The organism is Roseateles sp. GW821-FHT09G09, from assembly GCF_059415965.1.
In genome coordinates this window covers 25,842-38,960 of sequence record NZ_JBWKOG010000010.1, presented here as the reverse complement: position 1 = coordinate 38,960, position 13,119 = coordinate 25,842, and the positions used below count along the sequence as shown (strand labels likewise).

General features: G+C 69.0%; 13 protein-coding genes. 5 read left to right on the top strand and 8 right to left on the bottom strand.

Features of this window, described 5'->3' with window-relative positions:
- From AC07O8_RS23570 to AC07O8_RS23560, 3 genes are read right to left on the bottom strand one after another with little or no spacing between them, the layout of a single operon-like run.
- Window positions 1–1,488: a phospholipase D-like domain-containing protein gene (locus AC07O8_RS23570; protein ID WP_495050364.1), complete on the bottom strand. Its 1,488-nt coding sequence runs from the start codon at window positions 1,486–1,488 to the stop codon at window positions 1–3.
- A gap of 4 nt (window positions 1,489–1,492) precedes the next feature.
- Window positions 1,493–2,029 carry a ferritin-like domain-containing protein gene (locus AC07O8_RS23565; RefSeq protein WP_495050363.1) on the bottom strand — a complete coding sequence of 179 codons (537 nt, stop codon included), beginning with the start codon at window positions 2,027–2,029 and terminating at the stop codon, window positions 1,493–1,495.
- A gap of 54 nt (window positions 2,030–2,083) precedes the next feature.
- A complete protein-coding gene (locus tag AC07O8_RS23560; protein WP_495050362.1) occupies window positions 2,084–2,260 on the bottom strand; it encodes a DUF1328 family protein in 177 nt (58 codons plus the stop codon).
- 308 nt (window positions 2,261–2,568) lie between these two features.
- On the opposite strand from AC07O8_RS23560, the gene AC07O8_RS23555 reads away from it, so the two are divergent.
- Window positions 2,569–3,102: a hypothetical protein gene (locus AC07O8_RS23555; protein ID WP_495050361.1), complete on the top strand. Its 534-nt coding sequence runs from the start codon at window positions 2,569–2,571 to the stop codon at window positions 3,100–3,102.
- Window positions 3,103–3,124: 22 nt separating this feature from the next.
- Window positions 3,125–3,328 (top strand): hypothetical protein, encoded by a 204-nt coding sequence (locus AC07O8_RS23550; RefSeq protein ID WP_495050360.1) that lies wholly within the window; start codon window positions 3,125–3,127, stop codon window positions 3,326–3,328.
- An 82-nt stretch (window positions 3,329–3,410) separates the two neighbouring features.
- Here the strand turns inward: AC07O8_RS23550 and AC07O8_RS23545 are convergent, their stop codons facing one another.
- Window positions 3,411–4,070 (bottom strand): YiaD family glycine zipper/OmpA-like lipoprotein, encoded by a 660-nt coding sequence (locus AC07O8_RS23545; protein ID WP_297529372.1) that lies wholly within the window; start codon window positions 4,068–4,070, stop codon window positions 3,411–3,413.
- A gap of 340 nt (window positions 4,071–4,410) precedes the next feature.
- Here AC07O8_RS23545 and AC07O8_RS23540 point away from each other — a divergent pair, with 340 nt between their 5' ends.
- The gene (locus AC07O8_RS23540) at window positions 4,411–5,556 is read left to right on the top strand and encodes an EAL and HDOD domain-containing protein (protein WP_495050359.1); all 1,146 of its coding nucleotides are present in this window, start codon (window positions 4,411–4,413) and stop codon (window positions 5,554–5,556) included.
- A 32-nt stretch (window positions 5,557–5,588) separates the two neighbouring features.
- On the opposite strand, the gene AC07O8_RS23535 is transcribed toward AC07O8_RS23540, so the two are convergent.
- The 4 genes from AC07O8_RS23535 to AC07O8_RS23520 form a co-directional block, all read right to left on the bottom strand.
- Window positions 5,589–6,254 carry a response regulator gene (locus AC07O8_RS23535; protein ID WP_067271469.1) on the bottom strand — a complete coding sequence of 222 codons (666 nt, stop codon included), beginning with the start codon at window positions 6,252–6,254 and terminating at the stop codon, window positions 5,589–5,591.
- Between the two features lie 105 nt (window positions 6,255–6,359).
- Window positions 6,360–7,508, bottom strand: a complete 1,149-nt coding sequence (locus tag AC07O8_RS23530) for an HlyD family type I secretion periplasmic adaptor subunit (protein WP_495050358.1) — start codon at window positions 7,506–7,508, stop codon at window positions 6,360–6,362.
- Window positions 7,509–7,555: 47 nt separating this feature from the next.
- Window positions 7,556–9,832 carry an ATP-binding cassette domain-containing protein gene (locus AC07O8_RS23525; protein WP_495050357.1) on the bottom strand — a complete coding sequence of 759 codons (2,277 nt, stop codon included), beginning with the start codon at window positions 9,830–9,832 and terminating at the stop codon, window positions 7,556–7,558.
- A 152-nt stretch (window positions 9,833–9,984) separates the two neighbouring features.
- On the bottom strand, window positions 9,985–11,121 hold the full coding sequence (locus AC07O8_RS23520; protein ID WP_495050356.1) for a TolC family protein: 1,137 nt from the start codon (window positions 11,119–11,121) through the stop codon (window positions 9,985–9,987).
- Window positions 11,122–11,679: 558 nt separating this feature from the next.
- Between AC07O8_RS23520 and AC07O8_RS23515 the strand changes: the two genes are divergently transcribed.
- Both AC07O8_RS23515 and AC07O8_RS23510 read left to right on the top strand, forming a co-directional pair.
- Window positions 11,680–12,039 (top strand): four-helix bundle copper-binding protein, encoded by a 360-nt coding sequence (locus AC07O8_RS23515; RefSeq protein WP_495050355.1) that lies wholly within the window; start codon window positions 11,680–11,682, stop codon window positions 12,037–12,039.
- Between the two features lie 423 nt (window positions 12,040–12,462).
- A complete protein-coding gene (locus tag AC07O8_RS23510; RefSeq protein WP_495050354.1) occupies window positions 12,463–13,116 on the top strand; it encodes an MEDS domain-containing protein in 654 nt (217 codons plus the stop codon).
- Window positions 13,117–13,119 lie beyond the last annotated feature (3 nt).

Genomic DNA, 13,119 nt, shown 5'->3' with positions numbered 1-13,119 from the left:
TTACCACCATTGTTCAAACATCCTGGAAAAGTATTCCTTGCCCCGTTGCCACAGGCCGCGGTCCTGCCAGCGCTGCAGCTCGATCGTCTTGGAGGCGGTCCGGTCGCGCTCGAACATCCGCGTCATCGCGCCGCCGAAGTCCTCGCCGAGCACGACGGCATTCACCTCGTTGTTGTGCACGAAGCTGCGCCAGTCCATGTTGCTGGAGCCGATCGTCGAGACGACGCCGTCGATGACGGCGGTCTTCGCGTGCAGCACGGCGTCCTGCAGCTCATGGATGCGCACGCCGGCCTTGAGCATGCGCTCGTAGTGGCTGCGGCCCGCCTGCATCACCGGACCGAAGTCGCTGCGCGAGGGCAGGATCAGTTGGACGTCGACGCCGCGCTGCGCGGCCTCGCTGAGGGCGTCCACCATGTCCTGGCCCGGCGCGAAGTAGGCCATCGTCAGGTACACGCTGCGCTGCGAGGCGCGGATGCTGCCCAGCAGCAGCGTGTAGATGCGGTTCTCGGTGTCCTGCGGCGAGGCGGGGATCACGCGCATCAGCTGCTGGCCCGCCGGCAGGCCAGGCGGGGGCGCGAGCGCGGCAACGCTGCCTTCGCAGTGCTGCTGGGCCCAGACCTCGCGGAACATCGTGTGCAGGGCCTGCGTCGCGGGGCCGCGGACTTGCACCATCGTGTCGCGCCAGCCGTTCTGGTCGGCCTTGTCCCCGGACTTTTCTCCGGGCTTGCCGTCGGCGGCCTCGCTCGACGCGGCCTTGGCCTTGGGCGCCTTCGACGCGCTGCTTCCGCCGAAGCCGCCAGATCCGGACGAGTACACCGCGCTGATGTTGATGCCGCCGGTGAAGCCGGTTTCGCCGTCGACGACCAGCATCTTGCGATGGTCGCGCTGCGTGATCTTGTGATACCGCGTCCGCTGCTTGAGCGGATTCACGGGGTTGAAGGCGCAGACGGAGACGCCACCCTGACGCAGGCGGTCGAAATAGGCCTCGTCCGTGCCCATCGAGCCGACGCCGTCGTAGAGGACCGCGACGTCGAGGCCCTCCGCGCGCCGCTTCAGCAGCCGGTCCGCGAGCTGACGCGAGACGTCGGCATCTTCGATGATGTAGCTCTCTAGGATGATCTGGCGGCGCGCCTTGTCGATGGCGGCGAACATCGCGGCGAAGGTCGCCGGACCGTCTACGAGCAGTTGCGCGTCGTTGCCGGCGTACAGGTCGACGTCCCCGAAGGCCGACATCGCGGCGATCTGGCGCTTCAGCAGGTCGGCCTTGCCTTGCGCGGCGGCGGCCTGAACGGCCTGCTCGCGGCTGGCCTGGTTCATGGGGCCGCGCGGGCCGACGACGTCGACCTGCGCGGCCACCCGCGTCAGCGTCGGCGCCATCGACGGAGGATCCGGGAGTCGGCCGTTGACCGGCGCACGCGGCGTGCCGCAAGCCACGAGAGCCACGCTGGCGCCGAGCGCGAAGAGCAGGGCGGCGACGCGCCGGCGCATGGCGTCAGTCCCTCAGCAGGTCGGCGAGGTCGTCGGCGTGCTCTTCCTCCTCGGCGAGGACTTCCTCGAGGATGCGTCGCGTCGTCGGGTCCTTGTCGCCGATGAGCTGGATCATCTGCCGGTAGGCCTCGACGGCGATGCGCTCGGCGATCAGGTTCGATCGCAGCATCGCCTTCAGGTCCTTGGACTCGTCGTACTCGGCATGGCTGCGCTGGGTCAAGGAGTCCGGCCGGAAGTCCGGATCGCCGCCTAGTTGCACGATGCGCTCGGCGATGCGGTCGGCGTGGACCGCTTCCTGCGTGGCGTGCTCGAGGAACTCCTCGGCGATGCGCGGCGAGTTCAGGCCGTGCGCGGTGAAGTAGTGGCGCTTATAGCGCAGCACGCAGACCAGCTCGGTGGCGAGCGCGTCGTTGAGCAGACGGATCACGTCCTCGCGCCACGGGCCGTAGCTGGGCGTGACGGGACCTTCGTCGAGGTGCTGGCGAGCGCGTTGCAGCGCCTGTTCATCCAGCTTCAGATGCTGGTGTTCGGGGGCGTTCATGGGCTGGCTCCTCTGGTTCGGGAAACTTCGGGACACTTCAGGACAGGGCGGGCGTCACTTCCGGATCGCGTTGACGCCGGTGATGCCCAGCACCAGCAGCACCAGGAAGATGACGACGAAGATCCCGAAGAGGATCTTGGCGATGCCGGCCGCACCTGCGGCGAGACCGGTGAAACCGAGGACGCCGGCGATCAGCGAGATCACGGCAAAGATCAGGGCCCACTTCAACATGACGATGTCCTTTCGTGCTTTCGGCCGCGGCGCGGCGCTTGGGGCTCACTGTAGAAGCGGCCAGGGGCCCGGAGGGATCAGCAGGGCCCACGTCCGGATGTAGGACAGGACGCCGCAGGCGCGCCGTGCGGGCGGATTGCAGGCAGACGTCGGCGGGCGCCTGGTGGCACGGGATCGGCGATGCCGGACTCGTCCTACAAGCGGCTCCGGCGCGGTACGACAGACGCCGACGGGCGCCGGGCCTAGTCTTGCTTCATCCTCTCTCCCCGTCTTCCGACCTCGGCGCCGAGCGCTGGAAAGGAACCCCGATGATCAAGCTCAACAAGACCCTCACGTCGCCTTCCGCTGCTGCCTGGATCACTGCCGGGGCGGTGCTGTCGGCCGTCATGATCGTGACGACGCCGGCCTTCGCGGCTGGGGCCTCGTCCAAGTCCGACATCCAGGCGACCTACGAACAGGATCGTGCCAACTGCCTGGCCGGCAAGACCGGACCCGCCCGCACGGCGTGTCTGAAGGAAGCCGGCGCCGCGCGCCAGGAAGCCCAGCGCGGCAACCTGCGCACCGCCAGCACGCAGGACCTCGCCAACAACGCGATGCTGCGCTGCCAGCGCGTCGCCGCGGAAGACCGCGACGACTGCCGCATGATGGTCATGGGACAGGGCACGCGCGACGGCAGCGTCGAAAGCGGCGGCATCCTGACCCGCATCGACCGCATGGTGCAGGAGAACCCGACCGCGGCGGGCATCCCGTCCGCCCCCGCCAATCCGCCGAGCGCGACGATGCGTCCCGGCCCCGATGTCCCGCCGCCGCGCCAGCCCAAGGCGAGCGCGCCGGCCCGCTGATCGATCGAAGAGGAGCGACACCATGCTGATGAAACGCCTCGTACCGCTCGCGCTGTCGAGCCTGGCCGGCTACGCCTTGTGGCAATGGCAGGCCCGGCGTCACGCGCTGCGGCACAAGACCTGCCACTCGAAACCCGAGGAGGTCACGACCTGGGAAGGCGAGGGCGGTGCGCTGCATCGCACGGGCCCGCACATGGGACCCGAACCCGCCAAGACCTTGCCCTGACCTCGTCAAGGCCGGCAACGAAAAAAGGCGCTCCTTGCGGAGCGCCTTTGTCATGGGGGCGCCGGAGCGCTCCCGTTCAGGCTCAGCCGCCGGACCCCTGCTGCGGCTCGCGCAGGAAGATCTCGACGCGGCGGTTCTTGGCGCGGCTCTCCGCCGTGTCGTTGGACACCAGCGGTTCACGCGAGCCCCGGCCGGCGACTTCGATCCGGTCGGAGCGGACGCCGCGGTCGGCCAGGTAGCCGCGCACGCTTTCCGCCCGGCGCAGCGACAACGGATCGTTGATCGCGTCCGAACCGGTGTTGTCGGTGTGGCCGACCACGCGGACCATCGTCGGCGACGGGTTGTTGTTCAGGCCGTTGGCGAACGCGTCCAGCACGGGCCGCAGCCGCGGCTCGACCGCCGCGCTGTTGGTCGCGAAGGAGATGTCGCTCGGCACGTCCAGCTTGAGCTGGTTGTCGGCGGTGCGGGTCACCTCCACGCCGGTGCCTTGCGTGGCCTGTTCCATCGCGCGGCGCTTGTCTTCCATGTGACGTGACCAGACGTTGCCGGCCACCGCGCCCAGCGCGCCGCCGATCAGCGCGCCCGTGCCCGCCTTGCCGCCGGTCGCGGAGCTGATGACCGCGCCTGAAACGGCACCGATCGCGGCGCCGCCGGCGGTCCCGCGCTGACGGTCGTCCATGTTCGCGCAGCCGGCCAGGACAGCCGCCGCGAGGGCGGCCGCGGCCAGTCGGGTGTGTCGCATCTGCATCTTGCTTCTCCTTGTGATCCGGGTAAGAAAACCCATCGGCCGGGGCGGCGGTGCCACCGCCCGCGCGAGGCAGTGTCCCGCGCCGCGGCGGCCGCTTCCCGGGGCCGATGGATGAGTTGCCCGCGCGTCGCACCGGGGTTCCAGTCCGAACACGCGTCCGACGGTGACGGTCGAGGGCAAGCGCGGCACCCGCCGCCTTTCCGCTGTGTCGCAGTCAGCACTCCAGCACATAACTGTTATTGCAGCGTGCCGGATGACAAGTGCTTGTTATTCGGTGCCGAGCACTTGGTTCATAGCATGAAGCCTTCTTCGCCAACCGCTCTGCGGAATGCCCATGTCCCGCCTTTCCGAACCCGGTCGCAGCCCCGTCCACAGTGCGCCAACGCCCGCCTCGCCACGCTGGCAGGACGAACACCTCGGCACCCATGTCCGCTATGCCGCCCAGCCGGTCATCGATCGGACCGGCCGCGTGGTGGCCACCGAGCTGCTGTTCCGATGGAATGCCCGCGATGCGGGCGTCGGACCGGAGCTGGGCGCCTACGCGACGGCCGCGGTGCTGTCCAACGCCTTGATCGACGGCGAATTCCTGCTCGATGCGCCCGCTGCTGAAAATCCCATCGGCGACCTGCTGATCAACATGGACCGTCGCACGCTGATGAGTCCGATCGCGGAGGCGCTGACCCCGGACGTCGGCGTGATCGAAGTGCTCGAGACCGTGGAGGTCGACGCGCCGCTCGTGGCGCGCCTGCGCGATCTTCACAGCCGCGGTTACCGGTTCGCCCTCGACGATGTGGTCTGCGCGGACGATCCGCGATGGACGCTGTCGCCCTGGGTCCAGTTCGCCAAGCTGGATGTCATCGCGCTTGATCCGGAGCAATTGCCGGCGTTGGTGCGTCAGGCCCATCAGCTCGGCCTGGCCGTCGTCGCCGAAAAGATCGAGGACGACGAAGCCCTCCAACGGGCACGTCGCGCCGGCGCCGACTATTTCCAGGGCTATGGCATCGCCCGTTCGACCACCCTGGCCGTGCCGTCATTGCCGGGCTGCGACGCGAGCGTGGTCGGACAGCTGTTCATGCTGGCGCGGTCCGGTGGCTCGGCCTCGTCGCTGGCGCTGCTCGCCGGGCGTCATCCTGCGCTGGTGGCGCGGCTGCTGCGGGTACAGGCGATCCATGCGCCGCAAGCCGCCGTGAAGGCGGACTCGCTCGCCGAGGTCCTGGCATCGCTGCCGCGCGCGGTCCTGATCGCCTGGCTGGCGGTGTTCAACCTCGCCGCGGTGCACGGGCGGGACCGCGAACTGGCTCGCCTGTTGCGCGGCGAACTGGCGGATGGCCGGCTGCGCCTGCGCCGCGAGGGTCTCGTGCGCACGTCCGGGGCGCTCGAACTGGCTTCCTTCCTGCTGTGCAAGCAACTGCTGCGCATGCGCCTGCCGCTGAGACTCTCGACCCAACGGACAAGCCGCCCTGAGGCGGCTTGTTCCTGACCGGTGGACGGTGGTGCGTCCCCGGGGCGCGCTCACTCGTCGATCAGGCCATGCAGCCGGGCCACGCTGGTGGCCATCGCACGGGAATTGACATTCAGCTTGCGATAGATCGAGCGCAGGTGCTGGTTCACCGTGAAGCGGGAGATCGACAGCCGGCTGCCGATGTCGACGATCGGCAGGCCTTCGATCAGCAGGTTCAGCACGCTCCATTCGCGCTGGCCCAGGCCCAGTTCCTTGAGCTTCTGCCCCTTGTCCACCTTGGGCTTCACACCGGTCTCCAGGCTCTCCAGCTTGTCGAGCACCAGCCGCGACACCGCCGGGCTCAGCGGGGCATGGCCGTTGTGCGTGGCGATGATCTTGTCGATCAGGCTGGGCTGGATCTCCTCCTTGAGCAGGTAGCCGGACGCGCCCGAGCGCAGGCTGCGCATCACATGCTTGGCGTCGCCGAAGGTGCTGATCACGATGCTGTGCGCATCGGGGCACTTCTCGTCGATCAGCTTGATCAGGTCGATGCCGTCCACATCGGGAAGGCCGAGGTCGACCAGGTAGATGTCGGCGCGATTGGCCAGGATCGCGGAGACCGATTCGCCGCGATTGCGGCCGATGCCCACGATCTGGCAGGCGCTGCTGGCGGACACGACGTCGATCAGGCGTTGCAGGACGGTGGCATCGTCTTCGATGATGGTGACGGTGATCATGGTGGTGTTCCCCTCTGGTTCGGAGTTGTTGTTGCCGATGGTCGATGAAGGTGGATGACGTGAAGTGAGTGGTGCGCGCCCAGGCGTCGTGCGGTCGCGGCCGCTTCAGCGCTCGCCGAGCGACTCCGACATCGTCTTCCTGACCGGCTTGAGCAGGTAGTCCAGCACCGTGTGGCGACCGGTGATGATTTCCGCGGTCGCCGTCATGCCGGGCTGGATCACGAGGCGGTCCGCCTTCGCGCCCTTGAAACGTTTGCCGCTGATGCGGATGTGCGTGCGGTAGTACGGCTGCTCGCCTTGCGGCGTGCGCTCGGTCAGCGCGTCGGGACTCACGTAGCTGACGCTGCCGTCGAGCGCGCCGTAGATGCTGTAGTCGAAGGCGTCCACCTTGACCACCGCCGGCATGCCCGGACGGATGAAGCCGATGTCGGCGGCGCGCAGCCGGGCCTCGATGATGAGGTCGTCGCCGGTGGGCAGCAGCTGCATGATCTCGTCGCCGGGGCGCAGCACCGCGCCTTCCGTCGTCAGCGTGATCAGATTGACCACGCCGTCGACCGGCGCTCGCAGCTGCGTGTGTTCGAGGTTGCCCCGCCGGTCGTTCAGCATCTGCTGCACGCTGGCGAGTTCCTCCTCCGTCTTGGCCAATTCAGCCTGCGAATCCTGCAGGAAGCGGTTGCGACGCAAGGTGACCTGTCCGGCCGCCTCGTTGGCCGTGCGCTGGAGCCGAAGGAACTCGGCCGCGCTGATGTCGCCGGCCTGGTACAGCGGCTCGTTGAGCGCCACCTCGCGCCGGGCGAGGTCCGCGGACTTGGACAGGACCGCCAGTTCTTCCTCCAGGGCCGTCCGGCGGCGTTCGTAGAGTTTGCGCTGCAGGTCGTTGAACGGTCCCGTGCCCGCAGGGCGATAGGGCGTGCCCAGCGTTTCGGCCCGCAGTCGGGCCAGCGAGGCATTCAGCGCATCGGCCTTCTCGCTCGAGTCGGCCAGCGCGGCGCTCGCCTTGGTGTTGTCGAGCTGGGCGAGCAGATCCCCTTTACGCACCGCGTCCCCCTCGTGCACGTACAGCTTCTCCACGACCCCCCCATCGGGCGCCTGGATCACTTGTGTGCGTGAGGATGCCATGACTTTTCCAGTGGCGCGAGTGACCTGGTCGAGCGGCGCCTGGGAGGCCCACCACAAGCCCGCGCCCAGCGCGACGATGGTGGCCAGGACGGTCCAGCGCACGCGCGACTGGCCCTCGTGAGAATCTTGCGTCATTGTCATGGGAACTTCCTGATGTCGACGAGCATGGGAGCGGCCAGCGTTCAAGCGGGCTGGACGGGAGAAGGGGCGACGGGCGGCATGGCAGGCGGCATGGCGGACGGAGCGGCAGGTGGAGCGGCCGTTGCAGCGTCGGTGACACCGGCGGTGACACCGGCGGTCACAGCGGAGGTGCCAGCGGCCGTTGCAGCAGCGGGCGGGGCGGAAGGCGCCGGCGCCGGTCGACCCTGCAGCTTGGCCAGCACCTCGTCCCGCGGGCCGTCGGCGAGGACGCCCTGCGGTGCGAGCACGATCACGCGGTCGACCAGCGCCAGCATCGACAGGCGATGGGTCACCAGCAGCAGCGTCGCCTCGGGCTTGAGCATCTGCCGCATCAGCCGCAAGGTCGCCTGTTCCAGGCCGTCGTCCATGCCCGAAGTGGGCTCGTCCAGCAGCCAGATCGGCCGGTCGGCCAGGACGAGCCGCGTCAGGGCCACGAGTTGCCGTTGCCCGCCGGACAGGCCGCGTCCCCCTTCCGAGAGCTTGCGGTCCAGGCCCATCGGATGCTGCGCGACCATGGGCCACAGACCGGTGCTCTGGCAGGCGGCGACCAGCCGGTCATCGCCGAGGTCCGGCAGGCCGAACAGCAGGTTCTCGCGCAAGGTGCCCGAGAACAGCCAGGCGTGCTGCGGGCCGTAGGCCATCTGGGTCGCGCGCCAGCCCGCGTGGAGCTGCTGCTGGTCGACGCCGTCCAGGTACACGGTCCCGCGCGTCGGCCGGGTCAGGCCGCAGGCGAGCGACAGCAGCGTGGTCTTGCCGGCGCCGATGGTTCCGAGGATGGCGACCTTCTCGCCGGGTCGGAAGCGCAGGTTGCCGATGCGCAGCGGGTCCTTCTGGCCGGGATAGGCGAACTCGACGTCCTCGAAGCGCAGCTCGCCACGCATGCGTTCGGGGACGATCGGCCGATCGATGCCCTCGTTGTCCCGCTGCAGCCGGAAGATCGCGTCCAGCGCCTTCATGGACGCGCGGGCGCTGCCCAGTTGCACCAGCAGCGGCGGGATGGCCGCCAGCGGCGACAGCACGCGGCCCGACAGGATCGAGCAGGCCACGATCGCGCCTTGCGTCACGTGCCCGTCGATGGCCAGCACCGCCCCGACGCAGATCAGCGAGACATAACTCGCCTGCTGCAAGGCGGCGGAGAGGTAGGAGGTGGTGTCGCTTTCATGTTTCAGGGCCAGGCTTTGCGCGGCGTTGATTTCGCACAGCGCGGCCCAGCGGGCCTCGAAGCGCCAGGTGGCGCCCAGGCCCTTGATCGCTTCGGTGCCTTCGATGGCCTCGACCAGCAGGCCGGTCTTGGCATTCGCGCCGGACTGGCTGCTCGCGGTCAGCCGGGCGATGCGACGGGCGCGCAGCAGGCCGGTCAGCACGGTCACGCCGAACAGCACCACCGCCGGCAGCGCCATCCAGAAGCCGCCGATCGCCGCGATCACGAGCGCGAAGATCAGCGCCATCGGCATGTCGAAGAGCAGGAACAGGGTGCTGGCCGAGAGGATGCCCCGGATCGCCTCGAAGCTCTGCACCTGCGAGGCGAGCGTGCCGACGGCGCCGGGCCGCTGGTCCATGCGGACCGCGTTCAGGCGCGCCATCAGCGCCTTGGAGATGCCGACGTCCAGGTGCTTCAGCCGCGGCTCGAGCAGCGATGCGCGCGCGAGCTTCAGCAGGAACTCGATCAGGACGGCCAGCGCCACGCCCAGGGTCAGGACCCACAGCGTCTGATGCCCCTGGCTGGGGATGACGCGGTCGTAGACCTGCATGGAGAAGAAGGAGATGGCGATGCCGATCGTGGCGAGCAGCAGCGACAGGCCGGCGGCTTCGAGGAAGATCGGCCATTGGCCGCGGACCTGCGCGAGCATCATCCCGCGCGCGCTGTGCGCCGCCGCCGGATCGGCCTCGCCGTCCGCGATGGCATGCAGGCAGGGCTGGTCGTCCAGCACGAGCTCGCGTCGGACCTGGTCGCTGCCCGCGCAGGTCCACAGCCCCTCCGGCGTGCGTGCGGTGACCACCTGCCAGCCGTGCTCGACGTGGCGGCAGAGCAGCGGCAGCGCGGCGACTTGCGGCGAGTCCAGCAGGACGAAACGGGTCCGCTCGTCGACCGCGCCGGCCAGCCATCGCGCGCTGGCGAGATCTTCGCCGGCCAGGGCCAGTTCCCCCTGACGCCGACTCAGGAGTTCGACCGGGACGGGACGTCCCTTGAGCCGCATCCAGTGCGACAGGGCGGTCGCGAGCGCGACGGGGGGGAGCGACGACGCGGTGGTCGAGCGCTTGAAGGGATTCCAGGTCATGGCGGGCATCTCGTAGATCGCGGATCGCCAATCGCGGATCGCAAATGGCGGATCGCAAATGGCGTCGGGCGCGGGGCGTCGGGCGTCGCGCGTCGGGTGTTGGACGTTGGACGGTGGGCGGTGGGCGCTACCGGGGCGGTCGGGCGGGGCACTCAGCCCGACGCCGGTCCGCCGTCCAGCAGCAGGTTCAGGCGGTACAGGGCGGCGCGTTCGTCGATCGCGGCGTCGCGCTGCGCCTGCCGGGTGGCGTGGGCCTCGCGGACCATGTTCAGCAGGTCCAGCCACGCGCGTTTGCCGGCGTCGAACTGGCGCCGGTACGACGCCAGCACCTCGTCGCCGGTCGCGGCGGTGATCTGCGCGTTGCGCAGCGAGGCGCCCGCCGCGGCGTAGCGGGTGTACTCGAGCTGGTAGTTGCTGAACTGGTCCTGTTCGGTCGCGGCGACGGCGGCCTCGGCCGCGACGATCCGCGCGCGCGCCGCATTCACGCCGGCCAGGGCAGAGAGGCCGCCCTGCAGTCCGGCCTGGACCACCAGGCCGAGGCGATCGTCCTTGTAGGCGCCGCTCTGACGGTCCAGCCGCAGGCTGACCGTCGGCATCAGCGCCGCCTTGGCCCGGGCCAGTTCATCCCGGGACAGGTCGACGCCGGCGCGCGCCATCGCCATTTCGGGCGAGAGCTGGATGCGGTCGAGCACCTGGTTCAGCGTCGGCGGTGCCGGCAGCTCGCCGTCGAGCACGGCACGCAGCGGCTCATCGACGGGACGGCGCGCCAGACGCTGCAGCCGGTCGCGCTGGAGCGCTTCCTCGAGCCGGGCCTGCGCCAGCTCGGCCCGCACGGCGCTCAGGCGCGAGGCCGCCAGCGCGGCATCGGCGTTGGTGGCGACTCCGGCCTGATTGCGGCGGCGGATCATCTCCAGCAGCTGTTGATGCTCGTCGCGCAGCGCTTCCAGGCTGTCGATGCGTCCCCGGACCTTGGCCCAGTCGGCCCAGGTCTGCACGATGCGCAGCTTCAGCTGGAGCTGCGCGGCCTGCAGCTCGAACCGGCTGCTGCGCAGCGTGGTGCGCGCCGAGTTCAGGCCGGCCGTCAGCAGCCCGCCGGTGTACAGCGGCTGCTGGATGCGCAGGACGTTGACGTACCGGTTCGTGCCGCTGGCCAGTTCGCGCGAGAAGCTCGGCGAAGGACCGAACTGCCATTTCGCGGCGGTGATGCCGTCCTCGGCGGCGGCGATCGAGGCCCGGGCGCGCTCGATCGACGGGTCCGCGGACAGCGCGGTCCCCAGGAAGTCGTCCATGGCCGTCCCCCAGGGCACCGCGTGCGCGGGCTCAGGCGCAGACGCCGACTCGGACGCAGAGGCAGAGGCAGAGGCAGACGCGGACCCCTGCTCAGGTGGGGAGGAGGGCGACGGGGCGGCAGGCGCGTTCAGGGATAGCGGCGTTCCAGTCGCGGCCCGGGCTTCGATGTCCGCGACGGCCGGGGGGCGGTCGTCGGCGCGTGCCGGCAGGCAGATCAAGGCCAGGGCAGCCAGTGGATATCGCCAGCCGCGGGCAATATCGATATTCACCAGGCGGAGAAACTGGAGAGGGGATGGGCAGCTCAAGGTAAACCCCTTCGGGCTGTTTTGCAATGCTGCTCAGTTTCGTTTCTCGTCCGGTCGCCTCACAATGACAATCATTTGCTAGCCTTTTGAAATTGCCTGTGGCGGCCCACCTACTAATGCAGTATGACTAGCAAACTTTTGCTAGTTTTGACTCGGATGGATTCACGCGCTCAAGCGCTCCCACCGATCCGGGCGCGCGCGAGGCATGGCGGTTGCCACGAAACAGGTCTCCCCCACCAAGAAGGACTTGCCATGACCAGCGCCACCGAAGACCTGCAACCTTGCATGAAGGCCTGCGCGGAGGCCCTGCTCGCGACCCGTGAGTGCGCCAACGCCTGCATCCGTTCGGGTGACCGCCTGATGGAGGCGTGTACCTTGCTGACGCTCGACTGCGCGGCCCTCTGCGAGACGACGATCGGCGTGCTGTCGCGCGAATCCGCCCATCACGGCGATTTCTGCGCGTTGTGCGCGCATTTGTGCCGGGCCTGCGCCGATGAGTGCGACAAGCATCAGCACGCGCATTGCAAGCGTTGCGCCCAGGCCTGCCGGGCCTGTGCGGCCGCTTGCGACCCCCATGCGGGCGAACGCCACACCTTGGGTGCCCACGCCTGAGTCCACGGCCCCCCGTCAGGGTTCCTGCAAGAATGAGTGATGTATTTCCTGGGGTTGCGGTTTTGTAAATGATTGGCCTCGACGCGAGCCTTGACAAATTCGAGGCAGGGATTGCCTGAAACCATCGAGGCGTCGGGTATGTTTCCGGTTGCATCGAATATTGCATCGGGAATGCACGGGCGGGTCGAGCGACCCCGAATGCACGGATGCCGGTCACGGCGGCAGGCCATCCCGGCGCTTCAACATGGTCGAACGGCGCTGGGCCCGGCGGCGACGACGCGTTCCATGACCGGCATCGTCTTCGCCCGCTCGCTTCACGGCTAACATCGACGCATCAACGCCTGAGAGCCAGCCGACTGGCCAATGCAATTCGGGACGGAGGACGTCCGATGGCACAACCGCCGCGGACGGTGCGAGAGAGCAGTGATCACCCCTCATTTCCACATTTGCGCTTTTTTCGACAGCCGTGAAGAGGCCTGCCAGGTGCTGGCGCCCTTCTATCGGGAGGCGGAGCAGAACAACGAACGCAACCTGCATCTGATCGAATCCGGTGGGCTGGACGATCACCGGGCGCGGCTGGTCGGTGCCGGGATCGACGTGGCGGCCTGCGAACACCGCGGCCAGCTTGCGCTGCGTCCCTGGCCCGCGCAGCCCGGCGGGATCGATGTCGAGGCCCTGCTCGCCGAGATGGCGCAGGCCACGGCGGCGCAGGGCGGCGAGTCGGACGGCTTCGACGGCCTGCGCGTGATGACGCAGATGGGCTGGGCCGTCCGTCACGGCCTCGACCGCCTGGATCTGCTGGAGTACGAGGCGCGCCTGAACGGCGTGCTGGACGCGAATCGCCGCCTGGCGATCTGCGTCTACGACCTGGCGCCGCTGGACGGTGCCACCATGATGGATCTGCTGCGGACGCATCCGCTCACGATGATCGGCGGCGTGCTGCGCGAGAATCCCTTTTTCACGCCGCCGGCCGAGATGCTGCGCGAGCTGTCCGCGCGCCGCGCCACGGGGCGGCGCCGCGGACGGTCCGCGCCGGCGGCGCTTCCAATGCCGGTGCCAGACCGGCGGGCCGAATGACCA